The following is a 23686-nucleotide window of genomic DNA, read 5'->3' on the forward strand; positions in this document are numbered from 1 at the left end:
AGTTTTACTATACTCTATACGGTAAACTCTAAACTTATTTTTTTACCCGCCTCATCCCAGACAAGTGTTGCATCAAATGTTTTTTCTCCCTTTTAAATCCTTTCAGTACACTTGTTTTTCCCGAGTTGAGCAATTTTGATATTGTTGAAGCTGAGAGTTTTTTTTCCTAATATTGTTTTGGAAATGATAAAACTACATGATGTTTTTTTATAGTTTGAACACCCATAAACCTTCCCCTTATCAATAACATCACCATCGCATAGCTTGCATTTACCAAGTTTTTTCCCTAATGTGTATTTTGAAGTTGACTTACTTTTCACTTCATATTCTAGGCCAGCTATATTCCATTCCTTTGCATTATTAGTGGCATCATCTATAATTTTTTGAGTTAATTTCTTTGTTTGCTCCATAAAGGTTGCAGGGGATGCTTTTCCCTGGCCAATTTCAGCTAGACGTTGCTCCCACTTTGCAGTCATTTCCGGAGAAGCTAGAATGTTTTCCCCTAATGCCTCTATTAGAATTTTAGCTTTCTTTGTAGCAGTAACCTTATTTTTCACGACTTCGATATAGTTTCGTTCTTTAAGCATGGTAATAATCCCCGCTCGAGTCGCTTCTGTCCCTAAGCCCTCAGTTTTATTCAGCACCTTTCTCTAACTCTTCGTTATCTAAATACTTACCTGCTGTTTTCATTAACGTTATTAACTGCCCTTCTGTAAATCGTTTTGGTGGCTGTGTTTTCCCCTCTTTTACCTGAACTGTTGTTACTATTCCTTGTTCTCCTTCGTCAAGTACAGGTAATATTACATCATTGTCGTCTTCTTTCGTAAAGACCACTTTTCTCCACCCATCGGTAATTTGTTGTTTACCTTTAGAGACAAATTTCGCTCGTTATCTACCAATGTTACAACCGTAGAATAATCAAAAATAGCTGCTGGAAAATGGGCAGCAATCAAGCGACGAACGACCAAGTCATATATCTTCGCTTCATCACTTGCAAGCTTATCTGGGTCCTTAACTTGTTCAGTAGGAATAATCGCGTAGTGATCGGTTACTTTTTTATCATTTACGTAGCGCTTGTTGTTCAGTAATGAGTTAACAGGGGTTGGAAAGAATTCAGCATATTGAGTAAACTTACTTAGCTTCTGCAATATTTGTGGAAAAGTTTCAGCTTCACCTTCCGTTACATAATTTGAATCCGACCTTGGATAAGAGACAATTCCTTTTTGATATAACTTTTGCAATACATCCAAGGTTTTTTGCGGTGAAAATTTATAAACACTATTAGCTGTTGCTTGAAGTGCTGAGAGATTAAAGAGAAGTGGTGGCTCGAATTTCTTTCGCTCTTTCTCTGCTTGAAATATTTCTGCAGTCTTTCCTTCACAAAATGCGGCTATTTTACTTGCTAACTCTTCTTGTTCAATTCTTGAATTGTTATCTTGTTCCCATTTCCCTTCGTATTCTTTTCCGTTTATAGAAAACTTTGCAATAACTTCCCAAAATAACTTTGACTGAAACTGTTCAATATCTAGCTCCCTCTTCACAATAAGAGCTAGGGTAGGAGTCTGGACTCTCCCCGCAGAAAATACATCACTAATTCCTCTGTCTTTCAAAAGGATCGAATAGACTCTTGAGGCATTCATTCCAACTAACCAATCTGCACAAGCTCTCGTGTACGCCTCATAATACAAACTTCTTGTATTTTCTTCGTCTAACAATTGATCAAAGCCATCAAGAATTGCTTTTGGAGTTAACGAAGAGATCCACAAACGTTTCATTGGTTTTTTAACTCCACTTTCTTGAACGATACTTCTAATAATGAGTTCACCTTCACGCCCCGCATCACCGCCGTGTATGATTTCAGTAACCTCTTTGCTACGTAGCAATTTATTAATAATTTGATATTGCTTATTTTTCGCTTTCACAACTTCATAGCGAAATTTATCTGGGATGATCGGCAAATTGGCTACTGTCCACTTTTTCCATGTAGGATTATAAGTTTCGGGAGAAACTAGCTGAAGTAAATGTCCCACAGCCCACGTACAATACCCACCATTAGGAAACCATTTATTTGGTTCTATAATAATATAGCCATCTTGTTTTCTTGTTTTAAATTGGGAAACTAACGCGAAGCCTTGGTCTGGTTTTTCGGCAATTAGTAGTTTCATAAAAAAAACCTCATTTCTAGTTCATTTTATTATCTTACGCGTTTTTATTAAATCTCGCAAAATCTAAAATAAATGGTAAGTCTTACATTCAAAGTATCGAGGATCCATTCAACTTTTACAAATTTGTGTTATTCTTAAATTGTGTCAAATCTATGAATTTAATAATTGGGGAGTTTTTTAGTGCTGTATAAGGGGTGACAGGGGAGTGAATAAAACAGTCGAAATTACACCTTTTTTTAAACAGTTATCAAAAGAAAATCAAGATATTTTGATACAAAATGGTGTAGAAAACGTTTGTCAGAGAAGGAACAACCTTGTTTTATGAGGGGGATGAAGCAAGAAGCATTTACTTAATAAGATCTGGGAAAGTACGATTAAGCAAATGACGATTGACCATAAGAAGTTTTTTCTTCATTTGAAACAGGATGATGATATTGTTGGGGAATTTAGTTATTTAACGATATGTCTGTTAGTATGACTGCAGAAGTAGTTGAAGATTCTAGGCTTGTAAAATTTAATCGGGATCACTTGGAAGCTTTATTCGTGCAAAATGGGGAAATTGCCGTATCCTTTATAAAGCTGTTTGCCAGAAATACTCAATCAACACAAGCCAAGTTTTCAGATCTTCTTCTTTATGGGAAAGTGGGAGCGCTTTATTCAATCCTTATCCGCTTCAGTAATTCTTATGGAGTTAGGTATCATAACGATATCCTTATAAATGTAAAGCTCACAAACCAGGATATCGCTAATTACATCGGTACTTCCAGGGAAACTGCAAACAGAATGTTGCAAGATTTAAAGAAGGATAATATTATTGCTTTTTTAAATGGTAGTATCCTTATTAAAGACCTTGATTATTTAAAGAACCATCTCCGTTGTGGGAAATGTCCTGTTGAAATTTGTACCATTTAAACGAACAAAAACTAAATAAAAGGTGAATCTACATCACTAGATGTTTTGAAATCTACTCGAAACAGAAAAACATTATGAAAATGCTTTTAATTTCTAATGTGCTTGTTCACGTAGATTGCAACGTGTGTTCGATCGGAAAGTTCTAACTTTGAAAGAATGTTACTAACATGGGTTTTCACAGTTTTAATACCTATGTGAAGTTCCTCGCTAATTTCTTTGTTACTTTTCCCTTCGCCTAATAGAGTTAACACTTCTCTTTCTCGTCTTGTTAACGATTCATGTTTAGGCTTCTCTTTCATACGATTGAACATTAAACTAGCTACTTTTCCTTCAATTGTAGGTTCACCTTTCATTGCTTTTTCTATCGTCATTGCAATATCACTGGCACTTGTTGTTTTTAATATATAGCTAAAGGCACCTGCCTCAATGACTGGAAAAACCATCTCATCATCAATAAAACTCGTCAGGACAATAATTTTGATTTCGGGATTGGTACTCGTAATTCGCTTTGTCGCTTCAATTCCATCCACTTTTTCCATCATTAAATCCATTAAGATTACGTCTGGTTTTAGTTCGAGTGCAAGATTAATAGCTTCCTCACCGTTACAACCTTCACCAATAATTTCAATCCTTTCTTCTAAGCTCAAAAATGTTTTTAGTCCCATTCTCACCATCTCATGGTCATCAACAATCAATACTTTTATTTTATCGGTCACGAGTTTTCCTCCTTTTTTTCTAAATTTAATCTTAATGGAACTCTTAGTTCGAGCTTTGTTCCTTTATTAGGATAAGAGAGGATCGTTAAATTTCCACCAAGTTCTATCATTCGTTCCTTCATGGTTAATAAGCCGTAAGACCCTTTATTTTCAACATTTTCAACTACAAACCCTACCCCATTATCTTCAAGAATAATAAAAAGTCGTTCACCTTTTTCGTAAATTTCCATTCGGAAGATAGATGCCTTTGAATGGCGTAGCATATTAGAAATAGCTTCTTGAATGATACGAAATAATTGATCTTCAATTTTTGAAGGTAACGCTCCTATCTGACTAAAATTAAGTTGCAGAGTTAAGTGTTTGTTCTTTACTTTTAATTCTTCAAATAAAGCCTTCATTCCTTCTTCAAAGGATTTACCATCTAAAGTTACTGGTCTTAAATGCATAATTAACGCGCGAAGCTCCTGTTGTGCATTATTGACCATTTTTTCAACATCACCTAATACAACCATTGCTTGTTGTTGATTTTTTATGATTAGTTTAGGAAGTGCTGCCATAGTCATTGAGATCGCAAAAAGCTGTTGACTAATCGCATCATGGAGATCCCTCGCTAATTTCCTTCTTTCATCTAAAGAAGCGGCCTGTTCTGCTTGCTCTATTAATATTGAATTCTCACTTAAAAGCTTCTGCAACGTATAGACCTGTTTCTCATAATGTTCAGCCATGGCATTAAAACGCAACGATAGCTCTGAGAACTCATTTTCACCTTGAATATGGACACGTGATGCAAGCTTCCCTCGTGTAAAAGAATTAGCAGCATCAATCAGCTTTTCCGTTTGATTTTTTACATATTTAGCAAAAGGATAACTATACAAAAATGAAACCACCACATTGATTAGAAAAACATAGAGAGTTGCTAGTAAGAGATACATAAAAAAGGCATTCGTAAATAACATGTTTTCATTTGGTAAAAGTTTAGTTAGCCTAGGGGAATATTGAATGATGGTCGCTAAACCCAAAATACCTAAACTAAAGATGATGCTACTTAACATGACAATTCTCCATTGATTTTTTAAAAATTGCCACTGAATTCCTGATAGTTTCCTGTCTCTTTTTTCCATCTTAATCCACTCGCTTTACTTTAACATCCCCAATTGAAAGTTGAACATAGATCGCAACCTTCTTGTTTGCTAAAGCATAGTTTTCACTCACGTAGGATACAAACCTATTGGTTCCAGATTGTTTATTCTCAAAGACTTTTACGTCCCCAAGCTTAACATCGACATTTATTTTTACCGGCAGGTTATCAGGAACTAGTATTTTAATATCACCTATCCCTCCTGATAAATTAATTAAGTTTTCTCCGTCTTCCAACATCGCTGTTGATAAATCAACGGAAATATCTCCTATTCCAACCCAAGTTTGCAATTCTTCAATTTGCCATGGAGTCTTACCGAGGCGAATATCACCGATAAGTGTTTTTCTACTATTAAAATTTGATATTCCTTTTCGTTTTTTTGTTAATACGTCCTCCATATCTGCAGCATCCTTACCACTTAGATCAACAACAATTAAGTCAGATCTTCGGTTAAAAATAATTGATAGACCAAAGTAAATTATTAATATCGGCCATGTCCAGCTCCAAAATTGTCCAGCGCTAATCGCAAAGATATCTAACTTATTTCCTTGCAATATAATTCCGATAGCTAATATGAGCAATCCCCAAAATAATTTATTGACTCGCCACATCCCATCTCTGAGCTTCCTAGTAAAATAAATTAGACCTCGTAAAACTTGCCTAAGGCCAAAATAAATAATTAGCACTGGCCAATAAGTAGAAAAGAAGGTGACCATCGTCATCTCGATTACCCCTACATTTGTTAACAGAAACAAAACTCCTACAGCGAATATCAGCAACCCGATCATTTTTTTTGCCATATTAATTCCTCATTTTCATATATTTTTTAAGAAAAGCGCAATCGCCCTGCTTAGCCCCGACAAAAGCTACTGACCTCGTTCACAACATGTGTTACTTCTAGAGTTACTACATGTAGCTTTGCCTCGAGGACCTACTGGACCACAGAGGCAGCATTTAAGTGAACGAAGGTTATTTGACCTCGAGGGGCTGGGCACTGCTCCTGCGTCACTACGTTTACTCGTCGCAAAACCTGCAATGAAGTAACTTCACTGATGTGTATTGGAGCTAGACAGTTATTACGTTGAAATTTATGCTTTCTTAAACTACTTAGAAAAGCGCTAGCGCCCTGAGAAAAAAGTGTAGTGTACTTTCTCCCGGGTAGCCCCGACAAAAGCTACTGACCTCGAGGGTCTAGGAGCTAGACATTTTGAGAAGACAGCCTAATTAAAAAATACATCATCTAATTTTACCATTCCTTTGCTTTCATTTATGCATTTTTCTCTTTGATAACGTCCTCATTAACTCATGTATTTTTCCTTGTACTAATAATACTACCTATTTTACTCTCATTTAACCGACATCGGTTGGTTTTTTTCTCAGACTAGAGGCTGATTTTTCTTCTACAATTAATGATTGTTTCTACATAAATAGCCACTTTTCTGCTATAATCTAGTTTGTATGCTGAAAGGAGTGGTTCTAGGTTGGGGAGTAGTGATAATAAGAGTGTAAAAAACAAAACAATTAAACGCAAAGTTATTATATTAACAATCTTAATTATGATATTACTAGCTTTCTCTGCTTTTGCTTATACAAACCATCAATACGAAAAAGCAAGAAAAGAATCATTACGGGTCATTGAAGAAAACAATGGCAAGCAACAAGGAACTGAGAATATAGATTTTAAGGGGGACCATGATATCGCTGATCATATCCATATACTCTTAATTGGTGTGGACAGTGAAGGGGATGGCCCTGCTAGAACAGATACAATCATAGTTGCTCAATACCAACCGAAAAATGGTAAAGTGAAACTAATTTCACTTATGAGGGATAGTTATGTTTCCATCCCTGGGTATCGTGACAATAAAATTAATACAGCTTTCTTTTTTGGAGGACCTGAGCTTCTAAGACAAACAATTAAAGAAAACTTTGATATTGATATCCATTATTTCGCTTCCATAGACTTTAATGGTTTCGAAAGAGTTGTTGATATTATTTCACCTGACGGAATTGAAGTTGACATAGAACGAAGAATGTTCTACCAAGATGTTACCGGCAATGTGTATATTAATTTTGAGCCTGGAATACAACGATTAGACGGAAAAGAAGCATTAAATTATGTACGCTTCCGTAGTGATAGAGAAAATGACTTTGGAAGGGTTCGCCGCCAACAAGAAATACTTTCAAAATTAAAAGATGAACTTCTTACCTTTTCAGGCGTAACCAGACTACCGACATTATTAGGTGCCGTTGAACCCTACATTACGACTAACATTCAAAACAAACATTTTCTAGATTACGGTCGAAGTTTCTTTTTAAACCCAATTGATCAAGTTGAAACACTTACAATCCCCACCCAAGGCTCTTATATAGACTCACGCTACAGCCATGCTGGCGCAGTTCTGGAATTGGACATGGAAATAAATAAAAAGGCAATTCATGAATTTTTAGAGTTAAACACTTTAGATGTACAATAAGCAATCTATAAGAAAGAGGATGACCTATATGTCATCCTCTTTCTTCTTTATTCGCTATATTTTTTAAATACTAATGTTGCATTATGACCACCAAAACCTAATGAATTACTTAGTACAGCACGAACTTCCTGTTTTCTAGCTTTGTTTGGCACATAATCTAAATCACATTCTGGGTCTGGTGTCTCGTAATTAATTGTTGGTGGGATGATGCTATCTTCAATTGCTTTAACTGAGAATATTGCTTCTACAGCACCAGCAGCACCTAAAAGGTGACCTGTCATAGATTTTGTAGAGCTTACAGCTAGTTTATTTGCATATTCACCAAACACTTGTTTAATTGCTAATGTTTCATATTTGTCGTTATAATGAGTACTTGTACCATGTGCATTCATGTAATCAATATCTTCTGGGGATAGTCCAGCATCCTTTAATGCCATACGCATCGCCCTAACCCCACCTTCACCTTCAGGAGCTGGTGCAGTTATATGATACGCATCTCCAGTTGCCCCATATCCAACGATTTCTGCATAGATTTTCGCTCCACGTTTTTGGGCATGCTCCAACGATTCTAGAATAATGATTGCTCCACCTTCACCCATAACAAAACCATCTCGATTTAAATCAAAAGGACGGCTTGCTGTTGCTGGGTCTGGATTTGTCGATAAAGCTTTAGCCGCACTAAAGCCTGCCATTGACATATTTGTAATTGGTGCTTCACATCCTCCGGTAATCATAGCATCAGCATCACCGCGTTCTATTACCTTAAAAGCATCACCAATTGAATTTGCTCCAGATGCACAAGCTGTAACTGTACACGAATTTATGCCTTTAGCGCCTAGTGTAATGGATACTTGACCTGCTGCCATATCAGGTATAAGCATTGGTACAAAAAAGGACTTACACGTCGATGACCTTTTTCTAGAAAGATAGAAAATTGTTGTTCATACGTCTCCATTCCGCCAATGCCTGATCCAATCCAAACACCTATACGATCTGCATTTGAGTCATTGATTTCTAATTTAGCGTCTTCGACTGCCATTAACGCACTTGCCACAGCATACTGTGTAAAACGATCCATCTTTCTTGCTTCTTTTTTATCCATAAAGACACCAGGGTCAAAATCTTTTAACTCAGCTGCAACAACGGTTGGAAATTGTGTTGGGTCAACTCTAGTTAGTTTCCCGATTCCTGATTTTCCTGCAATTACATTTTCCCAAGTAGTTGCAACACTATTTCCCAAAGGTGTTACCGCTCCTAAACCTGTAACAACAACGCGATTTTGCTTCATTTCAAATTCTCTCCTTTATAATAGTTGCTTATTTATTACCTACCCCAACGTATTGCGACTGAACCCCATACTAGTCCAGCACCAAACCCAACTAATACAACAATATCTCCGTCCTTAATTTTCCCATTGTTCAGTTCGTTAACAAGTGCCATAGGAATTGATGCAGAAGAGGTGTTACCATATTTATGAACTGTTTTTGACATTTTTTCTTCAGGGAGTTCAAGCCTTTGCCTTGAGGCTTCCATAATTCGAATATTTGCTTGATGTGGGACAAGAAAGTCTACATCTTCCTTTGTTAACCCAGCCTTTTGAATTACATTTAATGCCGATTCACCCATTTGACGAACGGCAAATTTAAACACTTCTCTTCCATTCATAGTAAGGAATTGCCCTTCTTGAGTTATATGTTCAGCACCTGTACCATCAGCACCTAACTCAAAAGCTAATATCCCTCTATCTTTTGAGACAGGACCCAATACGGCTGCACCTGCTCCATCTCCAAACAGAACTGCTGTATTTCGATCCTCCCAGTTCATAAGCTTTGATAGCTTTTCAGCTCCCACAACTAATACATGCTTATAATCACCTGTTTGAACAAACTGTTTAGCTGTAACAATTCCATAAATAAAGCCGGCACATGCTGCACTTACATCCATAGCTGCTGCATTTTTGGCACCAAGTTTCTCTTGTATAACTGCCGATACAGACGGAAAAGGTCGATCAGGCGTGACTGTAGCTACAATAATTAAATCTAGTTCTTCTGGATTAATATTCGCTTGCTCTAACGCTTCCTTTGCAGCTAGATAGGACATATGTGAAGTATCGTGATGTTCTGGAGCAAATCTGCGTTCCTCAATACCTGTTCTTGTTCTTATCCACTCATCGGATGTATCCATTCTTTTTTCCAAATCAAAGTTTGTGACAATATTATCTGCTAAATAGGAGCCCATACCAAGTATACCTACATTAACCATCTTTAGCGTCCTCCTTATCAAAATTACATATTCCTAAAATAAATTATTAGTTTTAATGTTTATACATTTTTTATACTACTTAATATTATGACCTGATACTAATTTTAATTCATCTGTTTGGCTTTGTCTACTATTTGACTGGTAAAAAAATTCGGGCACATGGCTCTGACACTCTCCTTATAAAGCTAACATAGCTTTATATTGTACAAATCTTTTCGCTGGAGGTGAAAATATGGAAGATAATAAGCAAGAAGGTCAAGGTAGAAACTTTTTTGATAGCTTAATGTTTGGGCCGCCACCACAAGGATCCAAAACTATAGAACAGCAGAAATCGACGTCTACAGACGCACCTGAAGAACAAACTCAAATCCAACAAAATCAAGTTCAGAAAAATAATGGACAACTAAGTCACACCGAAAATAGTCATGATCAACCACAACTGGACCTAGTACAAATGATGCAACAATTTGACTCCTTAATGGACTATGCAAATAAATTAGGACCAACTCTAAAAAAACTGAGTCCGTTATTTGATCTATTTAAAGGTTTCAATGAAAAAAAGTAAATCAAGGAAAGTCTTATACCGTAAATCATGAAAGCTAGGTTGGACTCTTCTTTACTGACTGTAAAAATACCAGGCACCTTCTAACTTGCTAAGTAAGGCAAGTGATCTGATATAACACATTAACAATTAAACAACAACAATGTTTACGAAAAAGCCTTATAAACAGCCAAATACAAAAAAAGAGGATGACTCTAGAGTCATCCTTATCTTACGACTATTTAATAGCCAGATTGCCCAAAAGGTCCGGGACCATATGGCATTTGACCATATGGTGATGGACCATATAAGCCTGGGTTATACGGGTATGGGCTAGGACCGTACGGTGGTGGACCTCCATATGGACCTGGACCATATGGAGTTGGTGAAGAGCCAAATAAACCGCCTCCTGGCCCTGATAACGCACTAAACAACAAACCGCCTCCTGCTAAGCCAGCTAAAAATGGTAACACAGGTGAGCTTCCTCCACCATGATGGTGGTGATGGGAAGGATGGTGTTGATGTGAGCGATGCCCAAAACCTCTCATCATTGGGTAATATCCAGGATACATATATCTAAGCCTCCTTAAAAGTTTGGCTTTCAGCTAAAGTTAAGCATTGCCTTAGTTTTTATTATCAACAAGTAGATATATAGTAACTAAGACTACTGTTACCTCTAGGTCTGTATCATCATATGTGTATCTGTCCCGTTCTGAGTATGTCCAAATGACTTTTCGAGGAGGGCAAACGCCTCTTTTACAAGGATGACGGGGGTAAGTGGTGGGTTTGAAGTACTAACCTGTTGTGAAAAAAACTGGTTGATGGAAAATTTTACTACTACAACTTCCGCAAGAAAACAAAAAAATGCAGAATGAAAATGTTTTTAGCACCTAATCTAATGCTTTCAACATTCTACATTCTACATTCTACATTTCCTATTCATTTGGTAATTTACCAGTTTCGATGTATGTATTGATAGCTGTGTCTATCTTATTCTGTAGTTCTAGAGGCACTTCCGGACTGTAGTTACCAAGTGTGATAACACCCTCAGCAAAGTCATAATATTTATTTCCAGTCCCTAGCTCGCCTTTAAGAAACTTTGAAGTGACTAATTCATAAAGATCGTCTACATGTTGAATTGTACTGGTTAACACAGTCGATTGACCTAAATCAGAATGATCTCCAACAAAACCAATGACATATAAACCATGCTTTTTTACTTCTTCAATTATAGCAACATGGTAGCCATCACCAGCCGGATAAAAAACATCAACACCATCTGTTACCATTTGATTATATAAATTTAAGGCTTTTTCAATATCAACCCAACTTGAAACATATTCTACCTTTACTTCAACGTTGCTATTTTGATACAAAGCGCCATCAATAAAACCATCAACCTCCGGCTGCCATGGAAATGCTGCTAAGACTCCAACTGTGTTCGCTTCGGACATTTCACTTGCCAGCATTCCAGCGAAAAAGCCCATTGAATAACCTTCAAAGTGTAGGCTAGTAATATTATCACCGTGAACATCGGCATTAAAAGTGATAAAGTGTATATTAGGATATTTATCTTTCAAGTCCATAAAAAATGGCGCAAATAACTGCCCGTGTCCAAAAATCAAATTCACACCTGAATCAACAAATTCTGCTACTGCCAATTCTGCTTTTTCTTTTGAATTAATCTCTTCCTTATAAAAGACATCAACATTTAAGCTTGCGTGAATTTTCAGGAGCCCTTCATAGCCCTTAGTATTCCAGCCTTGATCATCGATATTGTGAGGCAATAGTAGTCCAACCTTTGGGCTTACCTCTGTTTCTGTAACTGTTGAACAACCGACAATGAATAAACATAGGAATATCGTAACAGTGATGCGTATAACATTCATAAGTAATAAGCACTCTCCTTTTGAGATTAGGAAAAACATCAGAAAACCTAAGCGGGTCAAAAATGCCAGCAAAGCAAAAAGTTTCATAGTTTAAATCTAACTATAACAGTAAAACGCTTACTTTTAATTATATACTAAAAATAACAAATAGTGTTGTTATTTGCTAGTCCCCTTTTTTCACTATATTAAATATGATAAAATCAAGCAATAGAAAACTTACCTGTAATTTGTGATAAAATACATGAGGGTAATTACTCTACTATTACTATAAATGAATAACTACGAAATAATATGTTTAATATGGATTGAATTTCATAATCACCTTAACCGAGCTATATCAATCTAAATGTCGTTACGAATGGATTTTACGCAACTACATTTAGAACTTCGTAGCGAAAATAATGAATGATGAAATCATTAAATTGTTATTTCTTTAAGAAAGAGGCACAAATTTATGAAACATAGTTATGAACAAGAGGTTCAATCAAGAAAAACCTTTGCCATTATTTCTCACCCTGATGCAGGGAAAACAACACTAACAGAGAAATTACTTTATTTTGGTGGGGCAATTCGAGAAGCTGGGACAGTCAAAGGAAGAAAAAATTCGAAGCATGCATTAAGTGATTGGATGGAAATTGAGAAACAACGCGGAATTTCTGTAACAAGTTCGGTCATGGAATTTCACTATAACGATTACCATGTAAATATCTTAGATACACCTGGGCATGAAGATTTTAGTGAAGATACCTATCGCACACTTACAGCTGCGGATTCAGCAACGATGCTTATTGATGTTGCTAAAGGGGTAGAAGCTCAAACAATTAAGTTATTTAAGGTTTGTCGAATGCGAGGAATCCCGATATTTACGTTCATTAATAAGTTAGATCGCCAAGGAAAAGATCCTTTTGAGCTCATGGAAGAACTCGAAGAAGTATTAGGGATTAGATCTTACCCAATGAACTGGCCAATAGGGATGGGGCAGGACTTCAAGGCTGTATTTGATCGAAGTAAAAATCGTCTAGAATTATATAATCATCAAAATCCGAGTAAAGTAGAAATTATTGAAATTAATGGCTATCTTGATCCGACCATTGATCAGGTCATCAATGATGAACCCTTAGTAAAGCAATTTAGGGAAGAAATGGAGCTTCTTGATGTAGCGGGAGATCAATTTGATTCAGAGCTTATTGACAGTGGTCAATTGACACCTATCTTTTTCGGTAGTGCTATCTCTAATTTTGGTGTCCAAACTTTCTTAAATCATTTTCTAGAAATGGCACCTTCTCCTACACCAAGAAAAAGTAATGAAGGCATCGTTGACCCTTTAGACTCTAAATTCTCAGGTTTCGTATTCAAAATTCAAGCGAACATGAACCCAGCACATCGTGATCGAATTGCTTTTTTAAGAATTACTTCAGGAATTTATAAAAAAGGCATGACCGTCAATCATGTGAGACTTGGTAAACCACTACGGTTAGCTCAGCCAACACAGTTTTTAGCACAAAGTAGAAGTTCAGTTGAGGAAGCGTACGCCGGAGACATTATTGGTTTATTTGATCCAGGAACATTTCGCATCGGGGACACTCTCGTTGAAGATGGATCATTTGAATTTGATGAAATGCCTCATTTCTCACCCGAACACTTTTGTGCAATTTCTGTAAAAGATGCCTTAAAGCATAAATCCTATGAAAAAGGTATTAGACAGCTAACAGAAGAAGGAGCAATTCAATTATTCCAGACGTATCAAAAGGTTATTGAACAGCAAATTGTTGGGGTAGTTGGCGTTCTCCAATTTGAGGTCCTTGAACACCGTTTAAAGGCCGAATATAAAGTTGATATACGCCTTGATCGACTTCCTTTTTCCTATGCAAGATGGGTGTCTGGTGAGAAAAAGGATCTTGAAGCGTTTGTTCGGACCCAACGTAATTTAGTTAAAGATCGTGACGATCGACTCGTAGTACTTTTTGAAAATGATTTCCAAATGAGAACTGCACAAGATAAATATCCAAACATTAAATTCTTCGAGAACTCATTTATAAAAGAAAGCTAGGTCACTGACCTAGCTTTTTCTTTCTATATAAAATTTCTGCCACAAGGCCCCCCGCTATAGCTAAAACTACGCTTACTGGTTCACTTACTGAAAAAAGTTGCCTTGCTAATAAAAAAAGGATAATCGTTACAATCGTAAATATTGCTAGACCAATTACAATTTGCTTTGTTTTCATTAATCTCTCCTAATTACTTAACATACAAATGCTTATACCTTTGCATATGTTCTTTTTGTGCAGCTAAACCATCTTCCAAGTTTGTGGTGACTTTGAAACCTAACTGTGAGACAACTTTATCATTACTTATTGATACTTGTAGTCTCTGGTCCGTTGGTATGATACTGAAGTCGTTACAAATGATCGCCTTTCCTCGATACCACTCATTTACTTTTCCACTAGCAATATTATAGACTTCATTTTTACAATTTTCCTCTATTCCTGCTTTTACTAGTGTATCAAGAATATCATCAATATACAAAATATCTTCCGTCACTCGATCATCCTCAATTACTTTTGATGAATGAGTCATTTGCTCAACAATTAATTTGCTATATGTCATATCAATTCTCTGCCAAGGTCCATAAATTGTTGGTAGGCGGAATATTACGTAAGGAACAGCAAATTCATTACATTTAGCCTTTATTAGTGATTCTGCCGCCATTTTTGTCAGACTATAAGGAGTATTTGGGTTTAAAGGAGTTCTTTCTGTTATTATTCCGGTTCTTTCACCGTATACTTGAGTTGAAGAAGTGAAGATGAGTTTTATCCTGTTAGCACAAGCGGCGATAATCTTACCTGTTACATCAACATTATCTTCTATTGTGGTTCTAAGGTCATTCCACTTTCGATCTTTACTCGTTGCTGCAGCAAGGTGGTAAACAACATTTATATCTGTAAATATTGCGTTCAAATCTACTTCTTCCAACTTTTCATTTAGAAAAGTAAACGAAGAGTTTCTTCCAAGCCATAGTAGTTTTTCTTCGTATAAATCAGTAAGGTTTTCTTCCACCATACCATCAATGCCAATAACTTCAAAGCCCTTTTCTAAAAGTCGTTGACATAAAGAAAAGCCGATAAAACCTAGGGCGCCAGTAACAATAATTTTATTCATATTTTAACTCCCCCATTAGATTTCATTTATTATTCATATGAGGAAAAATGCCCAATTAGTACAGAGGCGACCCGTACAAGTTCCTCTCAGATTATGCTTGAGATTATCAAAATAAACACCTCCTCACTTCATACTAGTAGAGAAGGTGTTTATAATTGCTGCTGATGCTTCTTTAGAAATTGAATAGTAGGTGTTGCTAATTCATGAAAAGGTTTTGATTTTAGATAAATTGAAACCTCGACACTTTTTTCATCCTTGTTACAGAATTGTTCGTATGGTCGAACATGACTTTGTAAAGAATAAGGAGTTGCATGCATGCAATGAATAATTTTCGTCGGGATTGGCATCCTTTGATAATTATGAATCACCATTTCCGAAATAATTTGTTCAAGTTCAATTTCCTCCAGATTATAGGCTTTCTTTAACTCTTTTAAGAAACGCTTATAAAATAGCTTATTACTTTTTTCTTGATCAAAGTAATCCTTTAAACTTAAACATGGATTAATCATCACTACTGAGCGGATGGCATCTTTTAACTCGGGAATTAATTTCGCGGCTACTAATGCTCCCATCCCTTCAGAAATAATATGAACTTTTTTATTTAAAATTTCTTTCTTCATTACATCATCATAAAGTCTTTTAACATGTCTACAAGCTTCATCACTACCCCAATGTCTCCCGAATAAATTTGAATAAACAAGCGTATAACCTGCTTGTTTTAACTCCTCAATAAACTTAGCTTGATCCGGACGCTGGTGCCAAGAACTTGTATTGTTTCGGACAAAATGATTTACATCTCCGATTATAATAATAGCAAAGCCATTCGGCCTGTTAGGCAAATGAATGACAGTCCACTCTTCTCCAACTAAGAAAAATCTCTCTCTAATCTTCATAGCAATCCCTCGCATAGTTACTTCTTTAATAATGTATGCAAGGACATTTTTTGTTTGTCTAGGGCAATGCCTATTTTTACAGAGATTGTTCAAATAACTACAAATTACTCAAACAACGGCTTTATTGAGCAATATAGAAATGAGCTTTGAAACATGTTATTTGTTTCAAAGCTCATTTCTCCTATTGGATCATTAATAAAATACCATCTCGAATCCAGCAATATTACCGTCCGAATTTACTTTTATATGTCCATTTTCGATTTTGATTACTTGTTTCAGGAAAAGAATCTCCAGCTTTAAGCTTTACACTTTTCGGATTTTGTACCATATCACCTGTTTCTCCAATTTCTACATAAATACCATTGTTAGGTGCTTTTTGACCGTGAGTAAATTGTCGACTTTGTCCCATTTAAAGTGTCACTCCTTACAAATCTATATTAAGTTCTTTATTAATATGGATAATATCAGGAGAATTATTAAGGAACATTTAGCTAACTCAGTTAAACATTCCTATAAGGACAACAAATATGATACTATTAGCGATTTCAATTAAGCCAATTTGAATCGGTTTATACCGCCGAGTTTTTGGCATAAACCAAGCCTTTAGTGTACTAATGAAAAAAGCTATCGCTACCATTGGCAAACCTAATAAAATAATAAATGGTATCATTATACCATGGAAAAAATGAGATTTCCATAGAAATTCCATGTTATCTCTTTCACGAATCAAGGTTTTTACATGAAAAACACTAGCTGTGAAAAAGATAATAGTAACTAACATAAGAATTAATGCTTTTCCTTCAACCGTTCCATTTCCAATGTAATAAGCAATTAATACTAAGAAAGACAATGCTGTAATAGCTGATAGATCATTAACAAATAATCGTTCTTTTTTCATTTTTGCAAAAACAATATTTAAAAGAAAAAATGGAATAATGAAGATACCGATCAGGATAATATTAGGTAACATATAAAGGATCGGCAATGTAAATAACAATCCTATGGCAATATATATGATAAACGCAGGCACGACTTGTTTTTTCAGGGTTGGTTTTCTTATATATGCCAAAAATGGTCCTGAAGCAAAGTAAAACGCTAATACACCCACAAAGAAAATCAAATGTGACAAAGTCACCTTACTTGCAAACATGCCGACTAAATAAGGCACAATTAACATCGCCCATGCTCCGTGTTCTCTTGGAATAAACCATTTCATTTAAATCCCTCGCTTCTTAAGAGAAGTTTTAATTTATAACTTCATTTTACAGAAAAAATTTGTAACTCTAAGTGATTATTCTCACATAACCATAGCCTTTCACAGAATTGTGATATTTTACACTGTGACAATATCGTTTTCTTGTTAAGATCATTTTATGTTAAGGCTCTTTTCGTAAAACATTGTTGCTTTCAATAACTTACTGATTGTAGGTTAAAATAGATGCCAGCCATACTTGGTGGAATATCTAATCTTTTAATCGCAGAACAACAATCTGTGGAAATACGCCTATATTAATAACCTAGGGGTTGATCTATTTGTTACATGTAACGTTTTTGTATGACGGTAACCAGCCAGTCTTTGAGACATTACGAAGATTAAAGTTTAAATACGAGAACAATATTTATGTATTAACTGAATTAGGCTATAAAGCCACAATAAATCATGACTCAACAGCTAAAAAACTCCATTTAACATTTTCAAAAGAATTATCTTTTGAACAATACAAGCACTTGCATAAAATGATTAAATCAATAGCTGAAAATATTCACGCTACAGTTGATGATCATTTAGCATTAATGGGCTATTTAGAAGATGGCAATGAAGCATACATTTACCATGGTTGGAATAAATGGATGCAGTTTTTAGAAGGCGCAAAACATGTGTCGATGGAAGGACAAAAAGTACAAGTTTTTAATGAAACCCAACTGTTAGCTGAGGGGATTTTATTAGAGCTTGAAAAAGATGAAGACACTATTGATGAATTCAAAATTATTAAATGCACCATAATCACTAAAACTGGTGAAAAGACACTTACAGGTGAGCATTTAAGAATTATTCCAACAGGGGAATTTTAATTGTAATGTAGAGTGAGAAATCTAGAATTTTAAGTATTTCTCTCTGCAATGCGTCGAGGCATTTTCTAAATTAAAAAGACATGAATGCATTCATGTCTTTTCCTAGATCGTACATATTTCTACTGGACAATCACCGCAATGTAAGTAGTCTTTTAAGAATTCAAGGTCTTTAATCGTAATAAACCCTTTATCAACAGTTATAACCTTGTCTTTTTTCAAGTCATTGAGCATCCGATTGATACTTTCTCTAGTAGTCCCTATATAATTGGCAATGTCTTGATTTGTTAATTGGACATTAATTAATATACCGTTTTCAGATTTAACTCCATAAGAATTGCTAAAACGGATTAATGTTGAATAAAATGCACCTGTTTTTCCGCAGAGAATTAAATCACGGAATTTAGCTTGTGTTGATTGAGTATGCCTTGCAAACCACTTCATAAAAGCAACCGCAATCTCACCATTACGCCTAAAATTTCTTCAAGTGCTGGTCTTTCAAATTTAATTAAAACTGCGTCCTCAACGACCTCAGCTGTTACACTTATAGACATATCGTTAAATAAACCAACTTCACCTACAAGTTCATCTTTTTGCTTTAGATGAACACTGAACTCTTTTCCATCAGCAGTCATTTTACTTAGGCGTACTTTACCATCTCGAATTAAGAATACATTTTCTGGAAAGTCTCCTTCATAAAACAAATACGTTCCGCTCTTGGCAGTTATTTCTAAACCAATTGATAATAGCAGGTCTTGGTTTTCTTTTGATAACTCATTAAAGAAACGCTTCATTTCCAGCTCTTTCTTTTCCATTAAGAAAACCTCTCTTCTTAAAAATTTTTCTATAAACATGGTATTAATTATTATATTAACACTATATCAATGTTACTTAAAGAAAAATAAATAAAGATATAGATATTATGTCTAATTTGTGGACATATAGCTCCTAAAAGATTGTAACATGAAGTCACCTATAAGTAAAACTGAATAAATAACATCAAAGATAAAAAGGAGCTTACTATTAAGCTCCTTTCATTTGTTTTCCTTCTAGATTGTTTCTTTGCTGAGCAATATCAACGCTAGATAATTGATATTCTTCACTATGAGAACCCTTTGGTTCATCTAAAAACAACAGACAAAACAGGAAACTAAAAAACGCTCCTCCGGCTAAAATAAAGAAGAAGGTTTGTGGCGTAACAAGGGTAAAAATTGTTAAATAGACCACTGCTCCTACGTTTCCGTAAGCCCCTGCCATCCCTGAAATTTGTCCTGTGATTCGTTTCTTAATAAGTGGGATAACTGCAAATGTTGCCCCTTCTGCTCCTTGAATGAACATTGAAGTTAATACAGTGACAAGAACTGCGAGAATTAAAGGCCACTCAGAATTTATCATTCCCATTCCAATAAGTCCCAACCCAATTCCAAACATATAGATAAGCATGACTCTTTTCGACTTGTCATTTTATCGGAAAGCCAACCACCGAAAGGCCTTGCAAATAAATTAACAAATGCAAATGATGAGGCAATTAACCCTGCAGCTGTAGCCGTGAGACCGAATGTGGATAAAAAGAATAATGGCAACATTGAAACAATCGCTAATTCCGCTCCAAAGTTTGCAAAATATGTAGTGTTTAGTGCAGCAACATTTTTAAATTTATATTTATCATCTTCTGGTACACCAGCTCTTAAAATTGGTAAATTCACTCGTATAATTTGCAAAATCTGATACACTAAAACAACTATTAAAACTGCATAAATAATATACAAAGCTTGTTCGGAAAGGAAACCCAAATCTTTTAATCGCCACGAAAGCAATCCTAACGCACCAACTAATGGGACTGTCCACATGATTAATTGTACCATATCGCTATAAGTACTTACTTCCATTGCCGCAGTTTTTCTTGGTTTTTGATAGATTTTCCCTTCTGGAGTGTCGCTCACAACAAACCAATAAATAATACCATAAATCAAGCAAGCTATACCACTGAAAGCGATCGCATAGCGCCAGCCATCGTCACCACCGAACATCGTTATAGCAACCCACGGCAGGACAATAGCAGCTGCAGCTGATCCGAAATTTCCCCACCCTGCATAAAAGCCTTCTGCAAAGCCTACACTCTTTGGAGGAAACCATTCTGATACCATTCGAATACCTACTACAAAACTAGCACCAATTGAACTTAATAATAAACGTGAGATAAATAATTGCATCCATGTATCACCAAATGCAAACATAAATGTAGGAAACGCCATAACAATTAGCAAAATTGAAAAAACTCTTCTCGGACCATATTTATCGAGTAACATACCGATAACAATTCGAGCCGGAATTGTTAATGCAACATTTATAATTGCCAGTGCTGCCATATGATCTTTAGTTAACCACCCTACTGACTCAACCATCGTTCCTGCAAGCGGTGCCATATTAAACCAAGCAAAGAACGAAATAAAAAATGCAATCCATGTTAAGTGTAATGTTTTCGTACGCGAATTTTTAAAGTGGAACAATTCTCTACTTGTCATTGCATTCAATCCTCCATCAAAAGGATAATAATATGTAACTATTCTTCCACCTACTGATGATAGAAGAATAGTTTTTAATAGACTTATTTAACTTAACACTTTACTTCTGCATCTTTTCTTGAGTAGAAATACCATGTAATTACTAAACTTATTGCATAGTAAACAATAAAGATATATAAAGCAGTGTTTGCCATTCCAGTCGTGTCGATAGACCAACCAAAGATCTTCGGAATTAAGAATGCTCCATACGCCCCAATAGCCGATGTCCAACCGATTACAGCCGCTGCCTCTTTTTGATTGTTGAAAATATAAGGAATCATTCTAAATGTTGAACCATTTGCAATACCTGTTGTGACAAAAAGGATTAGGAACATGATTAAGAATCCATTGAAATTTCCTAAATTATAGAAGTAAATTACTCCAATTGTGGCTGCAATCATCACAATAATATCAATAAATGTGACGATAGCTCCTCCCACTTTATCTGAAACCCATCCACCTACAGGTCTAATTAATGCACCTACTAGTGGTCCTAAGAAAGCAAATTGTAAGGCATTAACTTCTGGAAATTCAGTTCTTATGAGAAGTGGGAATGCCGCTGAATAACCAATAAATGATCCAAAACACATTACGTATAGCCAAGTCATGATCCATGTATGTTTATTCTTAAAAATTACCGCTTGCTCTTTAATTGAAGCGTTGGTTCCTGGTAGATTATCCATTCCAAAGATTGCTGCAATCACTGTTAGAATAATTGGAATTACCCAAACAAAAGCTGCATTTTGAACCCATACTTGTGTACCATCTGATAAAACCTGAGGATTTCCTGCTACAGCTCCAAAAATCCCAATTGTTACAACTAACGGAGCTAAAAATTGTACGGCACTTACTCCTAAATTTCCGATTCCTGCATTTAAGCCAAGCGCTGTTCCTTTTGCTTTCTTTGGATAGAAAAAGCTGATATTAGACATTGAAGAAGCAAAATTCCCTCCTCCAAGCCCACAAAGAGCAGCTAAAATCGCCATCGTCATAAAAGATGTTTCTGGGTTTTGTACAGCAATACCAATACCTATTGCTGGAATAAGTAGTGATGCTGTACTGATAATAGTCCAGTTACGGCCTCCAAAAATAGGAACAACAAATGTGTAGAAAATACGAAGTGTTGCACCAGTTAGACCTGGAAGTGCTGCTAAAGTAAATAATTCAGATTTTGTAAAATTAAAGCCAATATCATTTAAGCTTGCTGCAGTAACTGACCAAATTTGCCATACAGCAAAAGCCAAAAGTAATGCAGGAATTGAGATCCATAAATTTCGAGTTGCATGTCGTTTTCCTTCAGCTTCCCAAAATTGTTCGTTTTCAGGCTCCCATCTTGTGATCCTTGCCATTCTAATTCCTCCTAGAAAAATAGTTCCTTCTAATTTTTGTCTTGTCTTAAGAGCTAATTTCATGATAGTTGATGGCCTACCATGGATGATGTGAAAATTCTCACTCGTATGTCGAAGTTCATAAAATATTCATATTTACCAGATTTAAAACTATAATTACCGTTCAAATAAGTACAATTAACCTACTCTTTATATTCGAGTTTACGCCACTGCATATAGGTTAGTAAGGCAATAAAAGCTGAGACGATACTTACCCCACTATAAATTAAAATATCTCCATACTCTCTTCCGTAATGAGCTTCAACTGTCCATTGAACCATTACAACGTTAACTATAATGGTTAGGATAATGATGGACCAACACGCTTTTTTACCCATGACGATACTGCCTCCCAACTGCATAAACAATTCCATTGTCGACTTCAATCTCAATCAAAGGAAGCTCACGTTGAGGAGGTCCGGCTTTTGGATGTCCATTGTTCACATCAAAATAACCTGCATGGCAAGGACATAAGAGTACGTCCTGGGTCTTCTCATAAAAAACAGGGCACATAAGATGAGTACAAGCACTATTATAGGCTTTTAAATCACCATTCACGGTGTGTATTAATAGTGCAGGATCACTTTCAGTTGGGTAATAAAATGTCACAGAATCACCTTCTGGAATATCAGAAAGCTTAGCGATTTCAACCCTTTCATAGTCCTTTTCGGCTATCCCTAGCATTGCCTTAACTGAAAAAGGAATAGTTGCTGCACCTAAAGCCACCGATGTTCCAACTGCAGTTTTTAAAAATGCACGACGGTTATATTTTAAATCGTCTTTTTGATTGAGATTATCCACTAAATTAATCATGTCATCGTTAGTATCTTTTTGATTGCGACCTAACTTCTTTTTTTCTGTCATGATGTTTTACCCTCCATTCACATATTTGAGATACTTAAAGCGAGGGGACCCCTCGCTTTAAGTGAGGAAGGGCTTTCCTCATTTATTATTAGTCACTGTAAACTCCGAAAAACTCTGGTACATACTGCCATTTGTCTTGTTCTGTTGGCTTCTTACCTTCAATCAAATTCATTTGCGTTCTACGACGACGCAAAGCTTGCATCTCATCAAAATCAATAAAACGAATTGCGTCACTAGGACATACAGATGCGCACATCGGTGAAATGCCATGCTGTGTTCTGTCATAACACATGTCACATTTATACATCTTATTCTCTTCAAAATCGAACTTCGGAATACCAAATGGACAACCAAAAGTACAGTTTCTACAGCCGATACACTTTTCTTCCATCGCTGAGAGCACTACCCCTTCTGGAGTAATTTGGATCGCATTTGCTGGGCATACCCTGGCACAAGCAGGATCTTTACACTGCATACAAAGCATAGGGTAAGTTTGACGGCTTTCCATGAAGTCAACATATTCTACATAGTTACGTTCTTTAGCATCATGGCCACCACATTCGCGACAGGCTGCCTGACAAGAACGGCACCCGATACAACGTTCAAATTCAAGGTACATAATTTTATTCATAGTATAGTCTCCCCTTT

26 protein-coding genes and 2 pseudogenes are annotated in these 23686 nt (G+C 35.9%); 6 read left to right on the plus strand and 22 right to left on the minus strand.

The window, feature by feature from the left end:
- Positions 1-92: 92 nt before the first annotated feature.
- Together H1D32_RS23975 and H1D32_RS23985 are read right to left on the minus strand one after the other, a co-directional pair.
- Positions 93-644, minus strand: a complete 552-nt coding sequence (locus tag H1D32_RS23975; protein ID WP_261180705.1) for a DNA topoisomerase — start codon at positions 642-644, stop codon at positions 93-95.
- Positions 634-2165, minus strand: a pseudogene (locus H1D32_RS23985) (DNA topoisomerase 3). Before H1D32_RS23985 ends, H1D32_RS23975 begins: the two are co-directional and overlap by 11 nt.
- Before the next feature lie 314 nt (positions 2166-2479).
- On the opposite strand from H1D32_RS23985, the gene H1D32_RS23990 reads away from it, so the two are divergent.
- Positions 2480-2551, plus strand: a complete 72-nt coding sequence (locus tag H1D32_RS23990) for a cyclic nucleotide-binding domain-containing protein (RefSeq protein WP_261180762.1) — start codon at positions 2480-2482, stop codon at positions 2549-2551.
- Between the two features lie 157 nt (positions 2552-2708).
- Positions 2709-3077 carry a Crp/Fnr family transcriptional regulator gene (locus tag H1D32_RS23995; protein WP_261180708.1) on the plus strand — a complete coding sequence of 123 codons (369 nt, stop codon included), beginning with the start codon at positions 2709-2711 and terminating at the stop codon, positions 3075-3077.
- Positions 3078-3163: 86 nt separating this feature from the next.
- Here the strand turns inward: H1D32_RS23995 and H1D32_RS24000 are convergent, their stop codons facing one another.
- From H1D32_RS24000 to liaF, 3 genes are read right to left on the minus strand one after another with little or no spacing between them, the layout of a single operon-like run.
- Complete coding sequence (locus tag H1D32_RS24000) at positions 3164-3793, minus strand: response regulator transcription factor (RefSeq protein WP_261180709.1); 630 nt, start codon at positions 3791-3793, stop codon at positions 3164-3166.
- Positions 3790-4914, minus strand: a complete 1125-nt coding sequence (locus tag H1D32_RS24005) for a sensor histidine kinase (RefSeq protein WP_261180710.1) — start codon at positions 4912-4914, stop codon at positions 3790-3792. Before H1D32_RS24005 ends, H1D32_RS24000 begins: the two co-directional genes overlap by 4 nt.
- Before the next feature lies 1 nt (position 4915).
- Positions 4916-5731: a cell wall-active antibiotics response protein LiaF gene (gene liaF / locus H1D32_RS24010; RefSeq protein WP_261180711.1), complete on the minus strand. Its 816-nt coding sequence runs from the start codon at positions 5729-5731 to the stop codon at positions 4916-4918.
- A gap of 681 nt (positions 5732-6412) precedes the next feature.
- Between liaF and H1D32_RS24015 the strand changes: the two genes are divergently transcribed.
- Complete coding sequence (locus H1D32_RS24015; protein WP_261180712.1) at positions 6413-7408, plus strand: LCP family protein; 996 nt, start codon at positions 6413-6415, stop codon at positions 7406-7408.
- A gap of 47 nt (positions 7409-7455) precedes the next feature.
- Here H1D32_RS24015 and fabF read toward each other — a convergent pair.
- Together fabF and H1D32_RS24025 are read right to left on the minus strand one after the other, a co-directional pair.
- A pseudogene (gene fabF / locus H1D32_RS24020) lies at positions 7456-8696 on the minus strand (beta-ketoacyl-ACP synthase II).
- A gap of 35 nt (positions 8697-8731) precedes the next feature.
- Positions 8732-9670: a beta-ketoacyl-ACP synthase III gene (locus H1D32_RS24025; RefSeq protein ID WP_261180714.1), complete on the minus strand. Its 939-nt coding sequence runs from the start codon at positions 9668-9670 to the stop codon at positions 8732-8734.
- Positions 9671-9902: 232 nt separating this feature from the next.
- Between H1D32_RS24025 and H1D32_RS24030 the strand changes: the two genes are divergently transcribed.
- Positions 9903-10235, plus strand: coding sequence for a hypothetical protein (locus tag H1D32_RS24030; RefSeq protein ID WP_261180715.1), 333 nt, complete (start codon positions 9903-9905; stop codon positions 10233-10235).
- Between the two features lie 218 nt (positions 10236-10453).
- Here H1D32_RS24030 and H1D32_RS24035 read toward each other — a convergent pair whose 3' ends face one another.
- A complete protein-coding gene (locus H1D32_RS24035) occupies positions 10454-10783 on the minus strand; it encodes a hypothetical protein (RefSeq protein ID WP_261180716.1) in 330 nt (109 codons plus the stop codon).
- Positions 10784-11146: 363 nt separating this feature from the next.
- The gene (locus H1D32_RS24040; protein ID WP_261180717.1) at positions 11147-12100 is read right to left on the minus strand and encodes a BMP family ABC transporter substrate-binding protein; all 954 of its coding nucleotides are present in this window, start codon (positions 12098-12100) and stop codon (positions 11147-11149) included.
- A gap of 454 nt (positions 12101-12554) precedes the next feature.
- Here H1D32_RS24040 and H1D32_RS24045 point away from each other — a divergent pair, with 454 nt between their 5' ends.
- On the plus strand, positions 12555-14150 hold the full coding sequence (locus tag H1D32_RS24045; protein WP_261180718.1) for a peptide chain release factor 3: 1596 nt from the start codon (positions 12555-12557) through the stop codon (positions 14148-14150).
- Between the two features lies 1 nt (position 14151).
- Here the strand turns inward: H1D32_RS24045 and H1D32_RS24050 are convergent, their stop codons facing one another.
- From H1D32_RS24050 to H1D32_RS24070, 5 genes are all read right to left on the minus strand, one after another.
- Entirely contained in the window at positions 14152-14325 is a 174-nt protein-coding gene (locus tag H1D32_RS24050) for a hypothetical protein (protein WP_261180719.1), read from the minus strand.
- 13 nt (positions 14326-14338) lie between these two features.
- On the minus strand, positions 14339-15259 hold the full coding sequence (locus H1D32_RS24055; protein WP_261180720.1) for an NAD-dependent epimerase/dehydratase family protein: 921 nt from the start codon (positions 15257-15259) through the stop codon (positions 14339-14341).
- Positions 15260-15408: 149 nt separating this feature from the next.
- On the minus strand, positions 15409-16152 hold the full coding sequence (locus tag H1D32_RS24060) for an alpha/beta hydrolase (RefSeq protein WP_261180721.1): 744 nt from the start codon (positions 16150-16152) through the stop codon (positions 15409-15411).
- A gap of 223 nt (positions 16153-16375) precedes the next feature.
- Positions 16376-16561 carry a YjzC family protein gene (locus H1D32_RS24065; RefSeq protein ID WP_129079626.1) on the minus strand — a complete coding sequence of 62 codons (186 nt, stop codon included), beginning with the start codon at positions 16559-16561 and terminating at the stop codon, positions 16376-16378.
- Between the two features lie 87 nt (positions 16562-16648).
- Complete coding sequence (locus H1D32_RS24070) at positions 16649-17368, minus strand: YwiC-like family protein (RefSeq protein WP_261180722.1); 720 nt, start codon at positions 17366-17368, stop codon at positions 16649-16651.
- Between the two features lie 317 nt (positions 17369-17685).
- Here H1D32_RS24070 and H1D32_RS24075 point away from each other — a divergent pair, with 317 nt between their 5' ends.
- Positions 17686-18225: a hypothetical protein gene (locus tag H1D32_RS24075; protein ID WP_261180723.1), complete on the plus strand. Its 540-nt coding sequence runs from the start codon at positions 17686-17688 to the stop codon at positions 18223-18225.
- A 102-nt stretch (positions 18226-18327) separates the two neighbouring features.
- Here H1D32_RS24075 and H1D32_RS24080 read toward each other — a convergent pair whose 3' ends face one another.
- The 8 genes from H1D32_RS24080 to H1D32_RS24115 all read right to left on the minus strand — a co-directional run bounded on the left by H1D32_RS24080 (position 18328) and on the right by H1D32_RS24115 (position 23669).
- Complete coding sequence (locus H1D32_RS24080) at positions 18328-18666, minus strand: helix-turn-helix domain-containing protein (protein WP_261180724.1); 339 nt, start codon at positions 18664-18666, stop codon at positions 18328-18330.
- Positions 18663-19037, minus strand: coding sequence for a Crp/Fnr family transcriptional regulator (locus H1D32_RS24085; RefSeq protein ID WP_261180725.1), 375 nt, complete (start codon positions 19035-19037; stop codon positions 18663-18665). The genes H1D32_RS24080 and H1D32_RS24085 overlap by 4 nt, the downstream gene beginning before the upstream one ends.
- Positions 19038-19245: 208 nt before the next feature.
- On the minus strand, positions 19246-19623 hold the full coding sequence (locus H1D32_RS24090) for a hypothetical protein (protein ID WP_261180726.1): 378 nt from the start codon (positions 19621-19623) through the stop codon (positions 19246-19248).
- Positions 19614-20747: an MFS transporter gene (locus tag H1D32_RS24095; protein WP_261180727.1), complete on the minus strand. Its 1134-nt coding sequence runs from the start codon at positions 20745-20747 to the stop codon at positions 19614-19616. The genes H1D32_RS24090 and H1D32_RS24095 overlap by 10 nt, the downstream gene beginning before the upstream one ends.
- Positions 20748-20839: 92 nt before the next feature.
- Positions 20840-22135, minus strand: coding sequence for a NarK family nitrate/nitrite MFS transporter (locus tag H1D32_RS24100; protein ID WP_261180728.1), 1296 nt, complete (start codon positions 22133-22135; stop codon positions 20840-20842).
- Between the two features lie 182 nt (positions 22136-22317).
- Positions 22318-22512 carry a hypothetical protein gene (locus H1D32_RS24105; RefSeq protein WP_261180729.1) on the minus strand — a complete coding sequence of 65 codons (195 nt, stop codon included), beginning with the start codon at positions 22510-22512 and terminating at the stop codon, positions 22318-22320.
- Positions 22505-23038, minus strand: a complete 534-nt coding sequence (locus H1D32_RS24110) for a Rieske 2Fe-2S domain-containing protein (protein ID WP_261180730.1) — start codon at positions 23036-23038, stop codon at positions 22505-22507. Before H1D32_RS24110 ends, H1D32_RS24105 begins: the two co-directional genes overlap by 8 nt.
- Positions 23039-23126: 88 nt before the next feature.
- The gene (locus H1D32_RS24115) at positions 23127-23669 is read right to left on the minus strand and encodes a 4Fe-4S dicluster domain-containing protein (protein ID WP_261180731.1); all 543 of its coding nucleotides are present in this window, start codon (positions 23667-23669) and stop codon (positions 23127-23129) included.
- Positions 23670-23686 lie beyond the last annotated feature (17 nt).

It is taken from the genome of Anaerobacillus sp. CMMVII (assembly GCF_025377685.1).
In the GTDB taxonomy this organism is placed as follows: Bacteria; Bacillota; Bacilli; order Bacillales; family Anaerobacillaceae; genus Anaerobacillus.